The organism is Vibrio rubrogenes, from assembly GCF_059641415.1.
On sequence record NZ_JCARSY010000022.1, the window covers coordinates 44,668 to 67,403 of the forward strand.

The 22,736-nt window shown below is 44.7% G+C and carries 24 protein-coding genes; 19 read left to right on the top strand and 5 right to left on the bottom strand.

Annotation, left to right across the window (positions count from 1 at the left end):
- Positions 1 to 58: 58 nt before the first annotated feature.
- Positions 59 to 334 carry a DUF1330 domain-containing protein gene (locus AC55NX_RS14820; protein ID WP_496996430.1) on the bottom strand — a complete coding sequence of 92 codons (276 nt, stop codon included), beginning with the start codon at positions 332 to 334 and terminating at the stop codon, positions 59 to 61.
- Positions 335 to 426: 92 nt separating this feature from the next.
- On the opposite strand from AC55NX_RS14820, the gene AC55NX_RS14825 reads away from it, so the two are divergent.
- On the top strand, positions 427 to 1,350 hold the full coding sequence (locus tag AC55NX_RS14825; protein ID WP_496996431.1) for a LysR family transcriptional regulator: 924 nt from the start codon (positions 427 to 429) through the stop codon (positions 1,348 to 1,350).
- Between the two features lie 109 nt (positions 1,351 to 1,459).
- Here AC55NX_RS14825 and AC55NX_RS14830 read toward each other — a convergent pair whose 3' ends face one another.
- Entirely contained in the window at positions 1,460 to 1,642 is a 183-nt protein-coding gene (locus AC55NX_RS14830) for a hypothetical protein (RefSeq protein ID WP_496996432.1), read from the bottom strand.
- Between the two features lie 754 nt (positions 1,643 to 2,396).
- Here AC55NX_RS14830 and mioC point away from each other — a divergent pair.
- Entirely contained in the window at positions 2,397 to 2,837 is a 441-nt protein-coding gene (gene mioC / locus AC55NX_RS14835; protein ID WP_059123157.1) for an FMN-binding protein MioC, read from the top strand.
- Between the two features lie 155 nt (positions 2,838 to 2,992).
- Here mioC and AC55NX_RS14840 read toward each other — a convergent pair whose 3' ends face one another.
- Positions 2,993 to 3,397, bottom strand: coding sequence for a hypothetical protein (locus tag AC55NX_RS14840; RefSeq protein WP_496996433.1), 405 nt, complete (start codon positions 3,395 to 3,397; stop codon positions 2,993 to 2,995).
- A 176-nt stretch (positions 3,398 to 3,573) separates the two neighbouring features.
- Between AC55NX_RS14840 and mnmG the strand changes: the two genes are divergently transcribed.
- From mnmG to glmU, 14 genes are all read left to right on the top strand, one after another.
- A complete protein-coding gene (gene mnmG, locus AC55NX_RS14845; protein ID WP_496996434.1) occupies positions 3,574 to 5,469 on the top strand; it encodes a tRNA uridine-5-carboxymethylaminomethyl(34) synthesis enzyme MnmG in 1,896 nt (631 codons plus the stop codon).
- 1 nt (position 5,470) lies between these two features.
- The gene (gene rsmG / locus AC55NX_RS14850) at positions 5,471 to 6,103 is read left to right on the top strand and encodes a 16S rRNA (guanine(527)-N(7))-methyltransferase RsmG (protein WP_496996435.1); all 633 of its coding nucleotides are present in this window, start codon (positions 5,471 to 5,473) and stop codon (positions 6,101 to 6,103) included.
- A 15-nt stretch (positions 6,104 to 6,118) separates the two neighbouring features.
- Positions 6,119 to 6,892, top strand: a complete 774-nt coding sequence (locus tag AC55NX_RS14855; protein WP_059123153.1) for a ParA family protein — start codon at positions 6,119 to 6,121, stop codon at positions 6,890 to 6,892.
- A gap of 20 nt (positions 6,893 to 6,912) precedes the next feature.
- Positions 6,913 to 7,806, top strand: coding sequence for a ParB/RepB/Spo0J family partition protein (locus AC55NX_RS14860; protein WP_496996436.1), 894 nt, complete (start codon positions 6,913 to 6,915; stop codon positions 7,804 to 7,806).
- A 148-nt stretch (positions 7,807 to 7,954) separates the two neighbouring features.
- Positions 7,955 to 8,323 carry an ATP synthase subunit I gene (locus AC55NX_RS14865; protein WP_496996437.1) on the top strand — a complete coding sequence of 123 codons (369 nt, stop codon included), beginning with the start codon at positions 7,955 to 7,957 and terminating at the stop codon, positions 8,321 to 8,323.
- A 12-nt stretch (positions 8,324 to 8,335) separates the two neighbouring features.
- Positions 8,336 to 9,118, top strand: coding sequence for a F0F1 ATP synthase subunit A (gene atpB / locus AC55NX_RS14870; RefSeq protein WP_059123150.1), 783 nt, complete (start codon positions 8,336 to 8,338; stop codon positions 9,116 to 9,118).
- Positions 9,119 to 9,168: 50 nt separating this feature from the next.
- Positions 9,169 to 9,411 (top strand): F0F1 ATP synthase subunit C, encoded by a 243-nt coding sequence (gene atpE / locus AC55NX_RS14875; protein ID WP_021021406.1) that lies wholly within the window; start codon positions 9,169 to 9,171, stop codon positions 9,409 to 9,411.
- A 73-nt stretch (positions 9,412 to 9,484) separates the two neighbouring features.
- Positions 9,485 to 9,955, top strand: coding sequence for a F0F1 ATP synthase subunit B (gene atpF, locus AC55NX_RS14880; protein ID WP_077335480.1), 471 nt, complete (start codon positions 9,485 to 9,487; stop codon positions 9,953 to 9,955).
- A 14-nt stretch (positions 9,956 to 9,969) separates the two neighbouring features.
- Positions 9,970 to 10,503, top strand: coding sequence for a F0F1 ATP synthase subunit delta (atpH, locus tag AC55NX_RS14885; protein WP_059123149.1), 534 nt, complete (start codon positions 9,970 to 9,972; stop codon positions 10,501 to 10,503).
- Between the two features lie 13 nt (positions 10,504 to 10,516).
- Positions 10,517 to 12,058 (top strand): F0F1 ATP synthase subunit alpha, encoded by a 1,542-nt coding sequence (gene atpA, locus AC55NX_RS14890; protein WP_496996438.1) that lies wholly within the window; start codon positions 10,517 to 10,519, stop codon positions 12,056 to 12,058.
- Positions 12,059 to 12,102: 44 nt separating this feature from the next.
- Complete coding sequence (gene atpG, locus AC55NX_RS14895) at positions 12,103 to 12,969, top strand: F0F1 ATP synthase subunit gamma (RefSeq protein WP_496996439.1); 867 nt, start codon at positions 12,103 to 12,105, stop codon at positions 12,967 to 12,969.
- A 34-nt stretch (positions 12,970 to 13,003) separates the two neighbouring features.
- Positions 13,004 to 14,407, top strand: a complete 1,404-nt coding sequence (gene atpD, locus AC55NX_RS14900; RefSeq protein WP_496996440.1) for a F0F1 ATP synthase subunit beta — start codon at positions 13,004 to 13,006, stop codon at positions 14,405 to 14,407.
- Between the two features lie 18 nt (positions 14,408 to 14,425).
- Positions 14,426 to 14,848, top strand: coding sequence for a F0F1 ATP synthase subunit epsilon (locus tag AC55NX_RS14905; protein ID WP_059123146.1), 423 nt, complete (start codon positions 14,426 to 14,428; stop codon positions 14,846 to 14,848).
- Positions 14,849 to 14,986: 138 nt separating this feature from the next.
- Entirely contained in the window at positions 14,987 to 16,351 is a 1,365-nt protein-coding gene (glmU, locus tag AC55NX_RS14910; protein ID WP_496996441.1) for a bifunctional UDP-N-acetylglucosamine diphosphorylase/glucosamine-1-phosphate N-acetyltransferase GlmU, read from the top strand.
- A gap of 109 nt (positions 16,352 to 16,460) precedes the next feature.
- Here the strand turns inward: glmU and fadA are convergent, their stop codons facing one another.
- Positions 16,461 to 17,630: an acetyl-CoA C-acyltransferase FadA gene (gene fadA, locus AC55NX_RS14915; RefSeq protein ID WP_496996442.1), complete on the bottom strand. Its 1,170-nt coding sequence runs from the start codon at positions 17,628 to 17,630 to the stop codon at positions 16,461 to 16,463.
- A gap of 4 nt (positions 17,631 to 17,634) precedes the next feature.
- Positions 17,635 to 19,818 (bottom strand): fatty acid oxidation complex subunit alpha FadB, encoded by a 2,184-nt coding sequence (gene fadB, locus AC55NX_RS14920; protein WP_496996443.1) that lies wholly within the window; start codon positions 19,816 to 19,818, stop codon positions 17,635 to 17,637.
- 199 nt (positions 19,819 to 20,017) lie between these two features.
- Here fadB and AC55NX_RS14925 point away from each other — a divergent pair, with 199 nt between their 5' ends.
- Genes AC55NX_RS14925 through hemG form a run of 3 tightly spaced genes read left to right on the top strand, consistent with a single transcriptional unit; the run spans position 20,018 to position 22,666 of the window.
- Positions 20,018 to 20,647, top strand: coding sequence for a YigZ family protein (locus AC55NX_RS14925; RefSeq protein ID WP_496996444.1), 630 nt, complete (start codon positions 20,018 to 20,020; stop codon positions 20,645 to 20,647).
- A gap of 22 nt (positions 20,648 to 20,669) precedes the next feature.
- Complete coding sequence (locus AC55NX_RS14930) at positions 20,670 to 22,127, top strand: TrkH family potassium uptake protein (protein ID WP_496996445.1); 1,458 nt, start codon at positions 20,670 to 20,672, stop codon at positions 22,125 to 22,127.
- Between the two features lie 11 nt (positions 22,128 to 22,138).
- A complete protein-coding gene (gene hemG / locus AC55NX_RS14935; RefSeq protein ID WP_496996446.1) occupies positions 22,139 to 22,666 on the top strand; it encodes a menaquinone-dependent protoporphyrinogen IX dehydrogenase in 528 nt (175 codons plus the stop codon).
- Positions 22,667 to 22,736: the final 70 nt, after the last annotated feature.

The window sequence follows — 22,736 nt, forward strand, 5'->3', positions numbered from 1 at the left end:
ATTTGAACTGTCATTTTCGATGAAGTTATAATTTCCCTTTAACTTCCCCTGAGGCTATCTATACAAGCTGAAAACAGCTACGAATCCCTTGCTCCCGCAGTGGAATCAATGCTTGATAAGCAGCGCTGAAATACCAGTTCTTCGCGCTTTCTTTATCGGGAAATTCTATAACCGCTTTCATCACATGCTCTGGCTCGCCATGCAATGTTTCGGCTTCTCCTTTGGCAATAAATCGGCCGTTGTACGGGATTAATGTTTCCCCTGCCTGTGCGCTGTACTCCGCGAGTTTTGTGTTATCCAGCACAGTTAAATCAACAATCACTAAACTTGTCATTCTGTTTACCTCCGAGGTTAATGGATTGACTTAGCTTAGTTTTATGCGGAATATCAAACAATAGCTAATATATTAACGAAGTGTTTATATATATGAACAATGTAAAACTTGCTCCCCTGCTACTTATTTTTGCCGAAGTAGCCAGTAAGCGTTCCTATACAGCGGCAGCAAAAAAACTGGGTATCAGTAAATCTGCTGCCAGTCAGCAAATCAAACGGTTAGAAGAAGACATCGGTCAACAGCTACTTATACGCAATACAAGAGGAGTCGTACTCACAGCAGTAGGAGAGTCTTTACTGATCCGTAGCGAGCTATTGAATGAGCAGTTGAACATGGCATTTACTGAAATCAACAGTAAAAAAGCCCAGCCCAGTGGTCACTTTAGAGTATCGGTTCCGCCTTTTTCTGAAAAAGAGATTGTCATGCCTGCAATCAAGCAGCTGTGTTTGGAGTTTCCACAACTGGTACCAGAAGTGGTTGTGACAGAAAAATGGCGTGATCTGATTGAACATAAGCTGGATGCAGCTGTTTTTGGCGGCAATATCAAAGACTGCGACTATCGGGCTTTATCCGTCGGAAAAGTCTCAGAAATATTCTGTGCTTCTCCCCGCTACATTGCACAATATGGCTCCCCTAAACGCGTTGAAGATCTTGTCACACATAAGTTTATTGCGACAGCCTGGCACCGGAAAAAATTAGAAATTTTTGATAACCAACATGCAAATAAAAGACTCATTACTGTCAAACATTGTGTCAAAGTAAATACGCTATCGACAGGGCTTGAAGCAGTGTTACATGATATGGGGATTGCACTATTACCCGAATTTCTCGTTCGGACTCACTTTATTGATCATGGGTTAACCCGGGTGCTGCCGGACATCAGAGGCCGAGAATGGCATTTCTACTTTTTACATCAGTATAAGGGTGAGAAACCGCTTCATATTTCCCGATTCTATCAGCTTTACCGCCATTATTTTTTAAAGGCGAGTACATCAACCATCGATTCAACTGAATGATACAGCGCTGATGCATTCAGTGTTCCAAGATACTGATGGAACAGTCGCTAAAAATCCAACAATGATTGCCATATAAAAGGAGAGCCCCGCTCTCCTTGGCTTTTCAGGGTTACACCCCATTCTCTTGCTGTAACTGCATTTCATCAAAGGTAATCAGATTATTGAGGTACAGCAGCACCTCTCGCAGTTCGTGCTGGTTGGTTCCGGCATCGGTACACAGGCCGAGAAAATCGATCAGATAACCTCGGGCGGTCAGCGGTAAATTAGGGGTAAAGGTGTTGAAACTGGACATTTCACTCTCCTTGAGTTGATGAATGATTTCACCACCAGAGGAGGTTCGAATCTCGGAAGGTGGTGAGCTGAACGGGTTCGAACTACCGCACTCAAGGAAACGGTCTGACCGAAGCCAGCCTCATTCAGCCCACCATAATTAGATATGGCAAGACTGTGTATAGTAAAGTCAGTGCAGACTGACGTCTATACTCCTTAAGCTTGAATGCGGGGTTCGAATCCCGACGCCGGAGATCACCGACGTGTGTTCAGCTTAAACAGCCGCGGGGATTACAGCGACTCCCAAAAAAGGAAAGTTAGTGATGACTCGAAGAAAGTCATCCTTTGGCCAACATCTTCATTACCTATTTTTACGAGTGATTTCACGGTTTGAGGGTGATACCTGTATATCAAAGTAGCGGCAGAGATGAGAATTACGCCAGTAGATCATATATTCGATGGATCCGCTTAAAAGCCGTCATGTTTTACAAAGAACACAACGATGATCCTCGATTGTTACTCATACAGTTACCCACACCAAACACACATGAGTATACAAAGATGATCATGATCTGAGGTCTCGTTCATGCACCGGTTAGTCTCACCCTATCCACACAATATACAGTTGTGTCTTTCTTTCCCGCTTCGGTTTGATTACTCTTATGTTGAAAATTTGTATCTCGACACATGTTTCTGATGAGATTTGGTGTCAATACGTTTTATCTAAAGCAATCAAAGCATTCCATTTGTGAAATTCCATTGTGAAGAGGATGAGTATGATCCATATCATTACGGGGAGCACGCTAGGCGGCGCTGAATATGTCGGTGATCATCTTGATGAGCTACTACAACAACAAGGACATGAAACCGAGATCCATAATCAGCCGGATTTAGCGGATATCCCAGCAGAAGGCATCTGGCTGATCATTACATCAACACACGGTGCCGGAGAATATCCTGATAATATTCAGCCGTTTATTCAAGCACTTCAGGATACGCCACCCAGAACGGACAAATTATCATTTGCTGTTGTCGCTATCGGTGATTCCAGCTATGACACATTTTGTGCTGCGGGAAAACATGCTTACGAGCTCATGCTCGATATCGGAGCAACTCCACTGACTGACTGCTATACGATTGATATTATTGAGCATCCGGTACCTGAAGATGCCGCAGGGGAATGGCTCTCTCAGCATATTGAACAATTCAGTTCATAATCAAATTGTGCATAAGTAGTTACCCACAGGGTGGTTAAAGCTGCCCTGAAATAGCTCCCAAACTTTTCCACATCATTAATAACAAGCCAATTGAGATAAAATAGCCGCCAGTATCCTTTATCCGAACAAAATACATACCATAAACATAGTTAAGGTTAAGATATTGATTTAATTATTTTTTGTTCATCCTTTCTCAGAAAGGGGATATTAAAAAAGCGTGTTTTGATCACACTCAACTTGAGTAAGCCAGCATTGATCGCTTCTCTCAAATGCCTCGATGAAAGTAAATACGTCCAGATCAATCCCACCAGCCGCATCTCCGGTTTAAAACTTTGATCGAGTACTTCATTTGATTTTTTAACCAAAAACAACTGTGGATAAATATAGAAAGATCCAGTGCAAAAGCTATAGTTATCCCAATAACAACTTAGCATCATCACTAGTGCTGTGAATAAGTACTGTTTTTGATCCCAGCTAGTCCTCGATTTGATCAATGCTTGATCACAAGGATTGATCGCTCTGAAAGTGATGATCATGTTGATCATTTTAGGCTTATCCACAAAGATCCTCTTCCCTAATAGTAGATCTAATAAAAAGATCTATATAAAGATCTTATATATTTATAAGGTTCAAGGATCATGTGTAAAAGCACAAAATCAATTTTCTAACGGAGATAAAAAAGGTAGAATGCGACTCTTTTATTTCTTACACAGATCTGAATATCTGAGGTCGGTTCATGCTTTATCACGAAAATTTTGACGTCATTGTGGTTGGTGGCGGTCACGCAGGAACGGAAGCCGCTCTCTCATCTGCACGCACAGGACAAAAAACATTACTCCTAACGCATAATATTGATACGTTAGGACAGATGTCATGCAATCCAGCCATTGGTGGGATCGGAAAAGGTCATTTGGTCAAAGAGGTTGACGCTTTAGGCGGGCTCATGGCTCAGGCGATCGATCATGCAGGTATTCAGTTCAGAACTCTGAACGCTTCAAAAGGCCCGGCTGTACGGGCAACGAGAGCTCAGGCGGATCGAGCACTATACAAAGCGTATGTACGTCATGCGCTGGAAAATACTCCGAATCTGACGCTGTTTCAGCAAGCTGCCGATGATCTGATCGTCGAACAGGATCGAGTGATCGGGGTCGTAACCCAGATGGGGCTCAAATTCCACGCTAAAGCGGTTGTACTCACCGTCGGTACCTTTCTCGGTGGCAAGATCCATATCGGTATGGAAAACTACTCAGGCGGCCGTGCTGGCGATCCTCCGTCGATCGCATTGGCACAACGCTTACGTGAATTACCATTCCGAGTTGATCGTTTAAAAACGGGAACACCACCCCGGATTGACGCTCGTTCTGTTGATTTTTCTCAGTTAGCGGTACAGCACGGTGATGATCCAATACCGATCTTTTCATTTTTAGGTCGTCGTGATCAGCATCCGCGTCAAATTCCTTGCTACATCACTTACACCAATGAAAAGACACACGATGTTATTCGCAATAATCTGGATCGCAGCCCGATGTATGCAGGGGTTATTGAAGGCATTGGTCCACGTTACTGTCCGTCAATCGAAGATAAAGTCATGCGGTTTGCTGACAAAAATAGTCATCAGATCTTTATTGAACCGGAAGGGTTAACCACAACAGAATTATATCCAAACGGGATCTCCACCAGCTTACCGTTTGATGTGCAGGTACAGATCGTGCGTTCTATGCAAGGCTTTGAGAATGCACATATTGTTCGTCCGGGATACGCCATTGAGTATGATTTCTTTGATCCGCGTGATTTAAAACAGACCTATGAAACTAAATTTATTCACGGGCTGTTTTTTGCCGGACAGATCAACGGCACGACTGGTTACGAAGAAGCCGCTGCGCAGGGATTGATGGCTGGTTTGAATGCGAGTTTGTATGCGCAAGAGAAAGAAGGTTGGAGCCCGCGTCGTGATCAAGCCTACATGGGCGTATTGATCGATGATCTGTCAACGCTCGGCACTAGCGAACCTTACCGGATGTTTACCTCTCGCGCCGAATATCGTCTGTTACTCCGTGAAGACAATGCTGATCTGCGTTTAACTGAAAAAGGTCGCGAGCTTGGTTTGGTCGATGATATACGCTGGGCTCGTTTCAACCAAAAGATTGAAAATATGGCGCGTGAGCGTCAACGTTTGAAAGATATATGGGTCAATCCGGAATCAACAGGTGTTGAGGCTCTGAATGAGATGCTCAAGACTCCGATTTCCAAAGAAGCCAGCGGTGAAGATTTATTACGTCGCCCGGAAATGACCTATGATTTACTGACGCGTCTGCCACAGTATTCTCCCGCGTTAGATGATCGTCAGGCTGCTGAGCAGGTCGAAATTCAGGTCAAATATGAGGGGTATATTCAACGTCAGCAAGACGAAATTGAAAAATCGCTGCGGCATGAAAATACCAAGTTGCCGATTGATCTGGATTACAGCCTTGTCAAAGGGTTATCGAATGAAGTTGTGCTAAAACTGAATACGGCAAAACCTGAAACGGTTGGTATTGCATCACGTATTTCTGGTATTACTCCGGCGGCTATTTCTATTTTGCTGGTTTATCTCAAGAAAAATGGGATGCTTAAGAAGGGAGAAGCAGCATAATATGGGGACGCTGGCAGCACGTCTGGCGCAGTTGATTGCACAGACAGATCTCACGGTAAGTGAACATCAGATGACGCTTCTGCTCGGATATGTTGAGCGTTTGAACAAATGGAATAAAGCTTATAATTTGACATCGGTTCGCGATCCGGAAGACATGTTGGTGAAACATATCATGGATAGTATCGTTGTAAGTCCTCACTTACCCGGTAATCACTTTATCGATGTCGGTACTGGGCCGGGATTGCCCGGTATTCCACTGGCGATTATGAACCCTGATAAGCGTTTCATTTTGCTGGATAGTTTAGGCAAACGGATTCGGTTTATTAAACAGGTGATTTATGAATTGAACATTCATAACGTGACACCGGTTCAAAGCCGGGTTGAAGATTTCCAGCCGGAAGATAAATTTGATGGTGTGCTCAGCAGAGCGTTCGCTTCCATGGTAGATATGGTAAATTGGTGTCACCACCTTCCTAAAGCAGATGGTGGAGTTTTTTTGGCATTGAAAGGACAAATACCGCATGATGAGATAGATATGCTTCCTGAATGGTGTTTTGTGACGGATATCCAATCTTTAGCCGTTCCTGAACTCGAAGGTGAGCGTCATCTTGTAATCTTATCGCGCAAGGAATAGACAACGAGGCATGCCGTGGGAAAAATAGTAGCAATCGCCAACCAGAAAGGTGGTGTTGGTAAAACAACGACTTGTGTCAATCTTGCTGCCTCTATGGCGGCAACGAAACGTAAGGTATTAGTGATTGATCTTGACCCGCAGGGCAACGCAACAATGGCAAGCGGTGTTGATAAGTACCAGATTGATTATACCGCTTACGATTTATTAGTTGAGGAAGTCCCGTTTCAGGAAGTTGTCTGTCAAAAGACGACTGGCCGTTATCATCTGATCGCTGCAAATGGTGATGTGACAGCTGCGGAAATCAAACTGATGGAAGTTTTTGCCCGTGAAGTCCGGCTGAAAAACATACTCTCTTCGGTTCGTGATAACTATGATTTCATCTTTATTGATTGCCCTCCTTCTCTTAACCTCCTTACAATCAATGCGATGGCTGCTGCGGATTCTGTTTTAGTACCAATGCAATGTGAGTATTTCGCGCTTGAGGGATTAACGGCCCTGATGGATACCATTAGTAAGTTGGCAGCTGTTGTGAATAGTAATCTGAAAATCGAAGGGTTACTGAGAACGATGTACGATCCTCGTAATCGACTCTCCAATGAGGTATCCGATCAATTAAAACAGCACTTTGGTGATAAAGTGTATCGTACCGTTATCCCACGTAATGTTCGTCTTGCCGAAGCACCAAGCCATGGTAAACCAGCAATGTATTACGATAAATATTCTGTTGGTGCCAAGGCCTATCTCGCATTAGCCGGAGAGATGTTGCGCCGAGATGAAGTCATTGCATAATCAAAAAGGAATCCGCTTACATGTCTAGACGTGGTTTAGGAAAAGGCTTGGATGCGTTGCTTTCGACAAGTTCTATGGCAAGAGAAAAGCAACAAGTGGCGACTCAGAGTCAAACGATGTCATCCGACGGTGAATTAGCTGAAATTTCTATCGCCCACCTGAGACCCGGTGTATATCAACCCCGGAAAAATGTTTCTCCTGAAACATTGGAAGAACTATCGGCTTCGATTCAGGCGCAGGGAATCATCCAACCAATCGTTGTGCGGCCGATCGATAATGGAAATTATGAAATTATTGCCGGAGAACGACGGTGGAGAGCTGCCAGACATGCCGGTTTGAAGCAAGTTCCTTGCTTAGTTAAACATGTGGAAGATCGGGCGGCCATAGCAATGGCTTTGATTGAGAATATTCAGCGTGAAGACCTGAATGCAATTGAAGAAGCTCAGGCGCTGGAACGGCTGCAAGATGAGTTTAAACTGACCCATCAGCAAGTTGCGGATGCGATTGGTAAATCCCGGACGACAGTGACAAATTTACTGCGTCTGAATCAGCTTGATGAAGTTGTCAAGTCACTGGTTGCAGAGAAAAAACTAGAAATGGGCCATGCGCGTGCGCTGCTGATGTTAGAGGGAGAGGCTCAGGCTGAGATTGCCAGTCAAGTCGCGAAAAAGCGGTTAACCGTTCGTCAGACAGAACAACTGGTCAAGAAAGAGCTGTCGCCTAAACCTGAAAAACAGAAACCTATTGTAACGAATCATGCATTGAATTTATCCGACAGATTGGGTGAAATGCTGCAGGCTAAAGTTTCTGTGAACCTTTCTGATAAAGGGCAAGGGAAAATCACCATCAGTGTTGCTGACAGTCAGGCTTTGGAAGACATCTTGCAATCATTGACTGCAAAACTAGAGTCATAACCCCATAGAACAGATATGTTTATTTTTGCAATCATTGATTTACATTTTATGGGTTTTTGTGATGTATCTAGAGGAATTGTAGGTCCGGCTTTATTGTAAAAGGTAAAGGCGGATGTATAATCGGCCTATAGTTAACGGGTGGTAACTTATGTTAAATAAATGGTTTATTCTGTCATTTTCGTGGCAGTTAGCCTTTTTTATAGTATTAGCTACCATTGTCGGCTATGTGCTGGATGAGAAAAGTGGTCTTTCTGCTTTTCTTGGGGGACTTACGTACATCGTACCTTCACTATTGGCGAATTTATATGTGCATAGAAAGTTGGACCGCGAAGACAATGCGGGTCTGGATGTTGGTCGTGCATATATGGGCAATCTATACAAATTAATGATGACCGCTGGCGTTTTAGTGTTTATTTTTAGAGAAATTGACATAAATGCCGGGGTTCTTATTGTGTCTTATTGTCTGGCAAGTGTGGTGCAGTTCGTAACGTCATTTTTTTCAATCAACCGTGAATAGATAGGATATTCAATGTCTGGTTCAGGTGAAACCACTCTAACCTCTCAAGAATATATCTCTCACCACCTGACCTTTTTAAGTTCAGGAGACGGCTTTTGGAGTTTGAATATAGACTCAATGGCTATTTCTGTGCTTTTGGGGGTTGGCATGCTTTGGCTATTTTTTCGAGTCGCCAAAAATGCAACAAGTGGTGTCCCCGGGAAACTACAGTGTTTCATCGAGATGATCGTTGAATTCGTAGACGGGACTGTCAGAGATGTATTCAGCGGAAAAAGTGCGTTAATTGCTCCATTGGCGATAACCATTTTCGGATGGGTGTTCCTGATGAACTTAATGGACTTGATCCCGGTAGATTTTCTTCCTCATGCAGCAAGCTTAGTTGGAATTCACTATCTTCGTGTCGTTCCTTCTGCCGATGTCAATATTACGCTATCGATGGCGTTGGGTGTCTTTGTTTTGATTCTGTTCTACAGCTTCAAAATTAAAGGGCCAATCGGGTTTGCAAAAGAGCTAACACTGCAGCCATTCAATCATTGGGCATTCATTCCAATCAACTTGATTCTGGAAGGGGTGACTTTGATTTCGAAGCCGGTATCACTGGGTCTTCGTTTGTTCGGTAACATGTATGCGGGTGAATTGATCTTTATATTGATTGCCGGATTGTTACCATGGTGGTCACAGTGGGTGTTGTCAGTGCCTTGGGCTATTTTCCATATACTGATCATCACATTACAAGCATTTATCTTCATGGTATTGACGATAGTTTATCTGTCTCAAGCTTCTGAAGATCACTAATTCAACTTAATCAATCAGAAACTCAATTAGTATAAAACTTGGAGTCAATAATGGAAAACTTGAACATGGATCTGCTGTATCTTGCAGCGGCAATCATGATGGGCTTGGCAGCAATTGGTGCAGCAATCGGCATCGGTATGCTGGGTGGTAAGTATCTTGAAGGTGCTGCTCGCCAGCCAGATCTTATCCCACTTATCCGTACTCAGTTCTTTATCGTGATGGGTCTTGTGGACGCGATTCCTATGATCTCTGTCGGTCTAGGTTTGTACGTCATGTTTGCGGTTGCCGGCTAAGTTAGCACAGTAGATTTGTGTCTATAAATTGGCTGGTGTTTTTAATTATTTGCAAACATAGAAGGAGTCTGCGGTGAATATAAACGCAACTCTGCTAGGTCAGGCTATTGCGTTCGCTATCTTTGTTTGGTTTTGCATGAAATATGTATGGCCACCATTGATGGCAGCGATTGAAGAACGTCAGAAAAAGATTGCTGACGGTCTATCAGCTGCTGAACGCGCTGAAAAAGACCTCGATCTAGCTAAAGCGAATGCTTCTGAACGTATCAAAGAAGCCAAGCAAGCAGCGGCTGAAGTCATTGAACAGGCGAATAAACGTAAAGCACAAATTCTTGATGAAGCGAGAGATGAAGCCATTGTTGAGCGTAATCATTTGATCGCTCAGGCTGAAGCCGAAATTGAGTCTTTGCGTATTCGTGCCAGAGATGACTTGCGTAAACAGGTTGCTGCTCTTGCTGTGGCTGGAGCTGAGAAGATTCTTGAGCGTTCTATTGATAAAGATGCGCATAAAGATATTCTCGATAGCATTACTGCGAAACTTTAATTAGGGGGGCGCAAATGTCTGATTTGACAACAATAGCACGCCCCTATGCTAAAGCAGCATTTGACTTTGCGGTAGAAAAAGGGCAACTCAACGAATGGGGTGAGATGCTTACTTTTGCTGCTGAAATCACTAAAAACGAACAAATTCATGAATTACTGAGTAGTTCTATGGCTGCCGATAAGTTGGCAGAAATTTTTGTTGCAGTTTGTGGTGAACAGTTTGATGAATACGGTCAGAACCTGATTCGGGTGATGGCTGAAAATGGGCGCTTAAGAGCGCTCCCTGATGTTTGTGAACTGTTTTTCGTGTTGAAAAAAGAGCATGAAAAACAGGTGGAAGTTGAAGTTGTTTCGGCAACGGAGCTTTCCGCAGAACAAAAAGCAGAGATCAGCAGCAAACTGGAGCAGCGCCTCGAGCGCAAAGTTCAGCTGAATTGCAGTATAGATGAGGCCCTACTCGGTGGGGTAATTATTCGAGCCGGAGACTTAATCATCGATAACTCAGTACATGGCCGTTTGAGCCGTCTGAGCGATGCATTACAGTCTTGATGGGGATTGGAGAATGCAACTTAATTCCACGGAAATTAGCGATCTAATTAAACAGCGTATTGAACAATTCAATGTTGTTAGTGAAGCTCGCAATGAAGGTACTATCGTCTCGGTAAGCGATGGTATTATCCGCATCCACGGCCTGAAGGACGTGATGCAAGGTGAAATGATCGAATTACCGGGAGGCCGTTATGGCTTAGCACTTAACCTTGAGCGCGACTCGGTTGGTGCGGTTGTAATGGGCCCGTATGCTGACCTTAAGGAAGGCACTAAAGTTACAGGTACAGGTCGGATTCTTGAAGTACCAGTTGGTCCTGAAATGCTTGGTCGTGTGGTAAACACACTGGGTGAGCCAATTGATGGTAAAGGTCCAATTGATGCTAAATTGACTTCTCCGGTAGAAGTGATTGCACCTGGTGTTATCGATCGTAAATCGGTTGATCAACCTGTTCAAACTGGTTACAAATCTGTTGACTCAATGATTCCTATCGGTCGTGGTCAGCGTGAGTTGATTATCGGTGACCGTCAGACTGGTAAAACAGCGATGGCGATTGACTCGATTATCAACCAGAAAGATTCTGGTATTTATTCTATTTATGTTGCGATTGGACAGAAAGCTTCCACGATTGCTAACGTTGTGCGTAAGCTTGAAGAGCATGGCGCATTAGCGAACACTATCGTTGTTGTTGCTTCTGCTTCTGAATCTGCGGCACTGCAATATCTGGCGCCTTATGCTGGGTGTGCAATGGGTGAATACTTCCGTGATCGTGGTGAAGATGCACTGATCGTTTATGATGATCTGTCAAAGCAAGCCGTTGCTTATCGTCAGATTTCTCTACTATTGAAGCGCCCGCCGGGCCGTGAAGCATACCCTGGGGATGTATTCTACTTACACTCTCGTTTACTTGAGCGTGCATCACGTGTCAGCGAAGGGTATGTAGAGCGATTCACAAATGGTGAAGTGAAAGGTAAGACTGGTTCTTTAACAGCATTGCCTATCATTGAAACTCAGGCTGGTGACGTTTCTGCATTTGTACCGACAAACGTAATCTCGATTACAGATGGTCAGATCTTCCTGCAAACAGAATTGTTTAACGCGGGGGTTCGTCCTGCTGTTGACCCGGGTATCTCGGTATCTCGTGTGGGTGGTGCTGCTCAGACGAAAATTATCAAGAAACTCTCTGGTGGTATCCGTACGGCACTTGCACAGTATCGTGAATTGGCTGCGTTTGCTCAGTTCTCTTCTGATCTGGATGATACGACGAAGAGACAGCTGGATCATGGTCAGAAAGTTACTGAACTGATGAAACAGAAGCAATACTCACCGATGTCCGTTTTCGAACAGGCACTGGTTATCTTTGCTGCGGAACGCGGTTATCTTGGAGATATTGAGTTAAGTCGACTCCTTGATTTTGAAGCCGCACTACTGTCGTTCGCTCGTAATCAATATGCTGATTTAGCAGCTGAGATCAACAAGACTGGTGCTTATAACGATGACATCGAAGCTCAGCTGAAGAAGCTGGTCGATGAGTTTAAAGCAACTCAAACTTGGTAATCAAAGTCGGTGGCTTAGTTGCCACCAACTAATGGAGAGTGACGATGGCCGGCGCAAAAGAGATACGTAGTAAAATCGGGAGTGTGAAAAGCACTCAGAAGATTACGAAAGCGATGGAAATGGTAGCGGCTTCTAAAATGCGTCGTAGTCAAGATGCAATGGAGTCTTCCCGTCCATACGCGGAAACAATGCGTAAAGTGATCGGTCATGTGGCAAACGCAAATCTGGAATATCGTCATCCGTATCTGGAAGAGCGTGAAGCCAAACGTGTTGGTTATATCATCATTTCTACTGATCGTGGATTGTGTGGTGGCTTGAACATTAACTTGTTCAAAAAAGCCCTGCTGGATATGAAATCCTGGTCGGAGAAAAATGTTGACGTTGAGTTGGCCGTTATCGGTTCAAAAGCGACAGCATTTTTCAATAACAGCGGTGCAAAAATTGTTGCTCAGACTTCCGGGTTAGGAGATGTCCCATCTCTGGAAGACTTGATCGGCTCTGTTAATGTGATGCTGAAAAAATATGATGAAGGTGAGTTGGATCGCCTCTATGTTGTGTTTAACCGTTTTGTGAACACCATGGTGCAAGAACCAACGATCGATCAATTGCTACCTTTGCCTAAATCAGGCAGTAAAGAAGTAAAGCGTGAGCATTCATGGGATTACCTCTATGAACCTGAACCAAAACCTCTACTCGATATGTTGTTGCAACGTTACGTAGAGTCTCAGGTTTATCAAGGGGTAGTTGAGAATCTTGCTTGTGAGCAAGCGGCTCGAATGGTTGCTATGAAAGCTGCAACTGATAATGCGGGTAACCTGATTGAAGATCTGGAACTTGTGTATAACAAAGCGCGTCAAGCTGCGATTACACAAGAACTGACGGAAATCGTGGGCGGCGCAGCTGCGGTTTAAGTGAAGGTCAAATAAATAGTTTAGAGGATTAACGATGGCTACAGGTAAGATCGTACAGATCATTGGTGCAGTAGTCGACGTAGAGTTCCCACAGAGTGCTGTACCTAGTATTTACGATGCTCTGAATGTTGTGGATGCTAAAGAACGTCTGGTTCTTGAAGTGCAACAACAGCTAGGCGGTGGCGTGATTCGCTCCATCGTTATGGGTAGCTCGGATGGTTTACGTCGTGGAATGACAGTAGAAAATACTGGCGCTCCAATCTCAGTACCTGTCGGTACTAAAACGTTAGGTCGTATCATGAACGTTTTAGGTGATGCGATTGACGAACGTGGTGATATCGGTGCAGAAGTAACGTACTCAATTCACCGTGAAGCGCCAAGCTACGAAGAGCAGTCAAGTGCGACTGAGCTTTTAGAAACAGGTGTTAAAGTTATTGACTTGATTTGCCCGTTTGCGAAAGGGGGTAAAATCGGTCTGTTCGGTGGTGCTGGTGTTGGTAAGACCGTCAACATGATGGAGCTGATCAATAACATCGCACTGCAACACTCTGGTTTGTCTGTATTTGCCGGGGTAGGTGAGCGTACTCGTGAAGGGAACGATTTCTACTTCGAAATGCAGGAAGCGGGTGTTGTTAACATCGAAAAACCTGAAGAATCTAAGGTAGCGATGGTTTACGGTCAGATGAACGAACCACCGGGCAACCGTCTGCGTGTTGCCCTGACTGGTTTGACAATGGCTGAGAAGTTCCGTGACGAAGGTCGTGATGTACTTCTGTTTATTGATAACATCTACCGCTATACCTTGGCGGGAACAGAAGTTTCAGCATTGTTGGGCCGTATGCCTTCTGCGGTAGGTTATCAGCCGACACTGGCAGAAGAAATGGGTGTGCTGCAAGAACGTATCACGTCAACTAAAACTGGTTCTATCACGTCTGTACAGGCGGTATATGTCCCAGCGGATGACTTGACTGACCCGTCACCAGCGACAACATTTGCTCACTTGGATGCAACGGTTGTATTGAACCGTAACATCGCGGCAATGGGTTTGTATCCGGCGATTGACCCGCTAGATTCAACGTCTCGTCAGCTTGATCCACTTGTTGTTGGCCAAGAACATTACGATGTTGCTCGTGGTGTTCAGTCAACACTTCAACGCTATAAAGAGTTGAAAGATATCATTGCGATTCTGGGTATGGATGAGCTTTCTGAAGACGATAAGCTGGTGGTTGCTCGTGCACGTAAGATCGAGCGTTTCCTGACTCAGCCTTACCACGTTGCAGAAGTATTTACTGGTGACCCGGGGATTTACGTCCCTCTGAAAGAAACCCTGCGTGGTTTCAAAGGTCTCCTTTCCGGTGAATATGATGACGTTCCTGAACAAGCGTTTATGTACTGCGGTGCAATTGATGACGCTGTTGAGAATGCGAAGAAGCTATAAGGCTGACTAGGAGGCGATATGGCATCAATACCCTTTCATCTGGATGTTGTTAGTGCTGAGAAGAAAATTTTCTCTGGCATGGTTGAAACATTTCAGGTGACCGGTAGCGAAGGTGAACTTGGTATTTACCATGGTCACGCACCGCTTCTGACCGCTATAAAGCCTGGTATGGTGCGTATTGTGAAGCAGCACGGCCACGAAGAAATTATTTATGTTTCTGGTGGTATAGTGGAAGTTCAGGCAAGTACTTCAACAGTACTTGCTGATACAGCCATTCGTGGTGAAGATCTAGACGCAGCAAAGGCGGAAGAAGCCAAACGTCGTGCTGAAGAGAAAATTCAGAATCATCAGGGCGGGATGGACTTCGCGCAGGCGGCCAGTGAACTGGCTAAAGCCATTGCTAAGCTACGAGTAATCGAGCTGGTTAAAAAACGTCGTTAAACCATTTATGACGTTCAAAAAGGCGACTTTAGGTCGCCTTTTTTGTTTTCTCTCAAAAATCCTTGCTGATGATTTAACTATTGGCGATTTCCCATATAAAATCAGAAGTCTCTTTCCGATTCAGTATAAAGGTAGTCCATGAAATTCAGTGCCGTGATTTTAGCCGCGGGAAAAGGAACCCGGATGTATTCTCAGTTGCCCAAGGTTCTCCATACGTTGGCAGGTAAACCGATGGTGAAACATGTGATTGATACATGTCAGGGAATCGGTGCTCAGCAAATTCATCTTGTTTATGGGCACGGTGGCGAGTTGATGCAACAACAGCTTTCAGCGGAATCCGTCAATTGGGTATTACAACCGCAGCAGTTGGGAACAGGCCATGCGGTTGATCAGGCTGCTCAGTATTTTCAGGACGACGAGCAGATCATTGTCTTGTATGGTGATGTTCCGCTGATTTCGGAAGAGACGATCGACAATTTACTGGCTTCACAGCCACAAGGTGGGATTGCATTATTAACCGTTGTTTTAAACAATCCGACGGGATATGGAAGAATTATCCGTCACAATGATGCTGTCGTTGCCATTGTTGAGCAAAAAGATGCTTCAGAAGCAGAACTGGCGATTCAAGAAGTGAATACCGGTGTGCTGGTGGCTTCAGGGAAAGATCTGAAACGCTGGCTGTCCGGATTAGAGAATAATAATGCTCAGGGTGAGTATTATTTGACGGACGTGATTGCTGCTGCTCACGCAGAAGGCCGAGTGATTCAGGCTGTTCACCCGCTCGATCCTATGGAAGTTGAAGGGGTGAATGATCGGGTTCAGCTTTCATGGCTGGAAAGAGCTTATCAGCACTCTCTGGCGAATAAACTGTTAACACAGGGGGTTATGCTGCGGGATCCGGCCCGGTTCGATCTCAGGGGGCAGTTGCAGTGTGGCCATGATGTCGAAATTGATGTCAATGTCGTCATTGAAGGCAGTGTTTCGCTGGGAAACAATGTGATTATCGGAGCCGGTTCTGTGTTGAAGGATTGTGAGATTGATGACAACACAGTGGTTCGTCCGTACAGCGTGATTGAAGGGGCTACCGTCGGAGAAATGTGTACGGTTGGTCCGTTTGCTCGTTTGAGACCGGGCGCTGAATTAAAAGATGATGCACACGTCGGTAATTTTGTAGAAATTAAAAATGCACGTTTAGGCCAAGGTTCGAAAGCCAATCATCTTACTTATCTGGGAGATGCGGAAATCGGTGATCGCGTAAATGTTGGTGCTGGGGTGATCACCTGTAATTATGATGGTGCCAATAAACATAAAACCGTGATTGGTGATGATGTGTTTGTCGGGTCTGACTGTCAGCTGGTGGCGCCGGTCACGATTGAAGATGGTGCTACTATTGGGGCGGGGACGACATTAACGCGCAATGTTGCTCAGGGTGAGTTGGTGATTACCCGGGCGAAAGAGCGCCGGGTTGAAGGCTGGCAGAGACCGGTGAAAAACAAGTCATGATTGAATGAACGCGGACACTCATCACTGAAAAAGGCTCCTAACAGGAGCCTTTGTTGTTTAAGATAATTTTTACTTAAGAGGATTATTGTTGGAGAGGATATGAGGCTGATTAGCGGACGCGTTCAAAAATAGTCGCGATTCCCTGACCCATACCAATACACATAGTTGCCAGTCCAAACCGGGCATCCTGGTGTTCCATTACATGTAATAGTGTTGTGGATATTCTGGCACCAGAGCATCCCAGCGGATGGCCTAATGCAATCGCACCGCCCCATAAATTCACTTTATCATCAAAGCTATCCATCAGTTCAAAGTGCTGAATACAGGAAAGTGCCTGTGCCGCAAAGGCTTCGTTCAGTTCAATGACGTCAATATCGTGCAGAGATAACCCGGCTCTTTTCAGTGCTTTTCGGGTCGCAGGGACAGGGCCGATTCCCATCACGGAGGGTTCACATCCCGCGACTGCCATCGCTCGAATCTTCGCCCGGATGGGTAATCCGAGTTGCTGCGCTTTCTCTTCCGTCATGACGATCATTGCCGATGCCCCGTCTGATAAGGCTGAAGAGGTTCCGGCTGTGACGGTGCCGTTGGCCGGGTCGAAAACTGGTTTGAGTGATGCAAGGGAATCGAGAGAAGCATCGCGACGAATAACTTCATCCTCTTGCAGAGATATCAGTGCGCCTTGCTCGTTGTGGCCTTGGGTTGGTACGATTTCCCGTTGGAATAACTTTTGCTCTGTGGCTCGTGCCGCTCTTTGATGGGAACGCAGGGCAAACTGATCTTGAGCGTCTCGACTGATCTGGTTTTGTTTTGCCAACATTTCAGCGGTTAAACCCATCATCCCAGCAGCTTTCGCTGCATGTTTACTCAGGCCGGGATGCATATCAATACCATGAGTCATCGGCACATGCCCCATATGTTCAACCCCACCGATGAGACAAATATCGGCATCCCCGGCAGAAACGGATCTTGCCGCATCATGCAAGGCTTGCATCGATGAACCACACAGGCGATTAACTGTGACAGCGCCAATTTCAAACGGTAGCCCGGCTAACACCGCAGCATTGCGCGCAATATTCATTCCCTGTTCCAGCGTTTGCTGAACGCATCCCCAATAGATGTCTTCGATATCTGCCACCGGCATTTGTGGATTACGTTGAATTAGTGACTGCATCAAATGGGCTGACAGTGTTTCTGCACGAGTATGGCGAAACACGCCTTCTTTTGAGCGGCCCATAGGGGTGCGGATACAATCAACGATCACTGCTTGCTTACTCATACTCTTACCCTCTCTCTGATTCTGATTTTTCATGATGGATGGGATAGAAAGCCCTTGCTTCACGAACCATGACTTCGAGAGATTTCGGTACGTGATAGAGTTCTCCTAAACGCTGGTATGACTGAGCAGTTTGAATATATTGTGCAATACCGATGGTATCCAGATAGCGACAAACACCGCCTCTGAATGGTGGGAAACCGAGGCCGTACACGAGTGCGATATCTGCTTCTGCGGATGAGGAGACAATCTGTTCCTCCATACAGAGAATGACTTCATTCATCATCGGAATCATCATGCGATCCATGATCATTTGTTTATCCGTGACGGGTAACGGCTCTCCCGATGCATAGACAAGCTGATAGATGTCCGGTGATAACACTTTTTGGCTCTTGCCACGTTTATCCGTATGGTACTGATAAAATCCTTCGCCGGTTTTCTGACCGAATTTCTTCGCTTCATATAGTCGGGTTATGATGTTATCCGGAGATGATTTCATCCTTGTCGGGTAAGCTTGGCAAATCACCTGTTGTGCGTGATACGCGATGTCGATACCGACGACATCAAGCAAATAGGCCGGCCCCATTGGCCAGCCAAAATCTTTTTCCATGATTTTATCGATCTGGACGAAGTCATATCCTTCATCAAGCAACTGACAAAAAGCCAGAAAATAAGGAAAAAGAACGCGGTTGACAAAAAATCCGGGGCAATCGTTGACGACTATGGGCGATTTGCCCATATGAGCTGCAAAAGCAACCACTGCCGAAATTGTTTCTTCACTGGTTTCTTTACCGCGAATAATTTCAACCAGCGGCATTTTATGAACCGGGTTGAAAAAATGCATCCCACAGAACTTTTCAGGTCTTGATAGTCCAGCGGCCAATTGGGTAATCGGAATTGTTGATGTATTTGAGGTCAGAATGGTACTGGGGGTTACTTTTTCTTCCAGTTCTTTCAGGACTGACGATTTGATTTTAGGGTTTTCAACCACGGCTTCAACAACGATATCTACCTCTTCTATACCGGCATAGTTGAGTGTCGGCCGAATCGAGGCAAGGGTATTTGCCATATCTCTGGGAGACAGTTTGCCTCTCTTGATGCCTTGTTCCAAAAGTTGAGTTGTATGATCCATACCCAATTTCAGAGAGTCAGGCACGATATCTTTTAAAACGGCAGGGATCCCTTTAATCGCGGATTGGTAGGCGATGCCGCCACCCATCACACCGGCACCAATCACCGCACTATGGTTGATGGAATGGGTGAGTGACTGTTTGGCTTTTTTAGCTAGACCTTTAATATACTGGTCATTGAGATAAATACTGACCAGTGCTGTCGCCTGATCTGATTTCGCCAGTGTGACAAAGTTTTTCCGCTCGATATTGAGCGCTTCATCCCTAGACAGTGTTGCTGAGGATTCAATCGTCTCTATCGCTAAAAAAGGCGCCATGTAGTGAGTACTTACTTTTTGGTGGGTCATTCCCTTCGCTGTCGAAAAGACCATCAGGCGTTCTACTGGTGATAAAGTCAGCGGTGCACATTTTTCCTGCCGTACTTTCTTCCAGTTAATGCGACTGTGAATCGCATCGTCCAACGTTCTTCTTGCCGTTGCGAAAAGCTCTTCTTCAGTTGTGATAGCATCGACCAACCCGACAGAGAGTGCATGTTCTGCATTGAATATTTGAGCCTGAACAATGGCTTCTAAGGCATTATCTGCACCGATTAATCTGGGTAGACGAACACAGCCACCAAACCCGGGCATAATCCCTAGTCTTGTTTCCGGTAAGCCAATTTTTGTTGACCGGGCGGCAACACGAAAATCAGTAGCGAGTACACACTCACATCCACCACCAAGTGTATATCCACGCAGTGCAGATATTGTCGGCACCGGAAGATCTTCAAGTTTACAGAATATCCGGTTGGCATAATGAAGCCATTGCTCCAGTTCATCACTCGGGTACTGAAATAAGCCTAAAAATTCATTGATATCTGCACCGACGATAAAACTTTCTTTATCGGATGTCAGTACTAAGCCTTTGAGTCCCGGAAAGTCTTGGATTGCATCCAATGCTTTATCCAGATAGCTTAATGTTGCCGTATCAAGCGTATTGACCGACTGAGGTGCGCAAAACTGCAGCTCAAGGATACCACCTTCTATTTCCTTTACCTGCAATGTCTTTGACTGAAAGATCATGAATTTATCTCCTGACATGCATTTGTTGTAAGTCAACTGGTACGATGACTTGTTTTAGTATTCAAAAAGTGTGGGCACAAGTTGAGATAACTGCAATAAATGAAAAGATAAATTCCATTTTTTTAGATCCGCAGCACTTTTCTTTATGGTCGTGATAGACTGTGACAATTCTCTGATTTGATGTAATTCCGGGTATTTAATGAATGATCAGCCTTATGCTATTCCGGCAACTTCGGTCCGTTATGACGAAGAGATCAAAAAAAGTCTGTTTATGACTTTTCTTCAGCATACGCCGGGGATTGAGTCATCTAAGGGCTTTATTGAGCAGCTCAAACATCAGTACCCTGATGCCAGACATCATTGTTGGGCTTTTGTTGCCGGGCGACCTGATGATTCAATGAAATGGGGATTCAGTGATGATGGGGAACCGTCAGGGACCGCAGGAAAACCTATTTTAGCTCAGCTTTCAGGTGCAAATATCGGAGAAATTACTGCGGTTGTTGTACGTTACTATGGTGGTGTTAAGCTGGGAACCGGTGGATTAGTCAAAGCTTATGGTGGTGGCGTTCAACAGGCTCTTAAGCAACTTCAAACTATCGAAAAAAAAATCACCAAGAAATTAAACTTGGCGCTAGACTATGGGTTGATTCCTTTGGCTCAATCAGTCATTCAGCAATTTGGTGCTCAGGAGCTAGCAGCACAGTATCTTCAGCGAGTTGTTATCACGATTGAGATTGAAATTCGATATATTGAAGAGTTTATCCAAGTGATAACCAATAAAAGTAGTGCAAGAGTTCTTGTGAGTTCAGATGATGAACTAAATAACTAAGGTCAGAATCAGCCATATCATCATGCAATTTCGTTCTATTATCCGTATAGTCGGATTACTCCTTGCCTTATTCAGTGTTTCGATGCTGGCGCCTGCGCTGGTGGCTTTGATCTATCGTGATGGTGCCGGCGTCTCGTTTGTGACGACTTTTTTTGCTTTGCTCCTCTGTGGGGCAGTTATCTGGTTTCCGAACCGTAACCATCGACATGAATTAAAATCTCGCGATGGTTTTTTGATTGTGGTTTTGTTCTGGACCGTTATCGGTAGTGCCGGGGCGATTCCATTTTTTATTTCGGAGAATCCTAATATTTCTCTGACGGATTCTTTTTTTGAATCTTTTTCTGCCCTGACAACCACCGGAGCGACAGTCATTGTCGGGTTGGATGAGCTGCCTAAAGCGATTTTATTTTATCGGCAGTTTTTACAGTGGTTCGGTGGCATGGGGATCATTGTTCTGGCCGTCGCGATTCTTCCTGTGCTTGGTATCGGGGGGATGCAGCTCTACCGGGCTGAAATACCCGGTCCTGTGAAAGACACCAAAGTCACGCCTCGTATTGCAGAAACGGCGAAAGCACTCTGGTATATCTATTTGGGAATCACTGTCGTTTGTGCTTTTCTGTATTGGCTCGCGGGGATGACCTTCTTTGATGCGATGTGTCATAGTTTCTCCACGATTGCGATCGGTGGTTTCTCTACGCATGATGCCAGTATGGGGTACTTCAATAGTCAGGCGATTAACCTGATAACGGTTGTTTTTCTGTTGATATCCTCTTGTAATTTTACGTTGCATTATGCGGCATTTGCTTCCGGCGGTATCCATCCGAAGCTCTACTGGAAAGATTACGAATTCAGAACGTTTTTGTTTATTCAGGCCATGCTGTTTTTAACCTGTTTTTCTGTTTTATTGCTTCATCAGCAATACGATTCTGTTGCTGAAGTTTTTGATAAAGCACTATTTCAGAGTGTTTCAGTCTCAACCACGGCCGGATTTACCACCACCGGATTTTCTGATTGGCCGCTTTTTTTACCGGTATTGTTACTCTTCTCTTCATTTATCGGCGGGTGTGCTGGTTCCACGGGCGGTGGATTGAAAGTGATCCGGATTCTGTTATTGACCTTACAAGGTGGGCGAGAGATGAAACGTCTTGTCCACCCGCGAGCCATCTATCCGATTAAGCTTGGGGATAAGGCCTTGTCTCCACGCGTGATTGATGCCGTATGGGGATTTTTTTCCACCTATACGTTGGTCTTTGTTTTATGTATGTTGGCTTTAATTGCGACGGGAATGGAAGAGTTAAGTGCATTTTCTGCCGTTGCCGCGACATTGAATAACCTTGGTCCGGGGTTGGGTGAAGTGGCGGTCCATTTTGGTGATATTAATGACAAAGCAAAATGGATCCTCATTATTTCTATGTTATTTGGGCGATTAGAAATCTTTACATTGCTTGTCCTGTTCACACCTGCATTTTGGCGCAATTAAGAGGAATATTTGTGAAGAAAGTTCTCTGTCTGTATTCAACCCGAGAAGGACAGACCAAAAAAATTGTTGAACATGTCATCGCACAACTTGAAGGGTATCAGTGTGAGTATGTTGATTTACATCTGAACCCAAAACTAAATTTGGCACTTTACGATAAAGTGTTAATCGGCGCTTCGATCCGGTATGGCCGACTGCATAAAGCACTTTACCAATTTATTGAGAATCACCATCAACAGTTAGATGAAGCAAAAGCCGCTTTTATTTGTGTCAACTTAACTGCACGAAAAGAAGACCAAAAAAAAGATACGCCTGAAGGCAGTGCTTACATTCAGACGTTTTTACGTAAATCTATCTGGCAACCGCCAATGATAGGTGTATTTGCCGGTGCATTACGTTATCCAAGGTATCGTTTGTTCGATCGGATTATGATTCGATTCATTATGAAGATGACTGGTGGTGAAACCGATACATCAAAAGAAGTTGAGTATACCAATTGGGATAAAGTAAAAAGATTTGCGCAAGAATTTAAAGATATGTAGATAAAACAAGCGGATTGAGTGAATTATACACATATATAGGTGTGTTAATCATTGTTTTAAAAAAACTTGC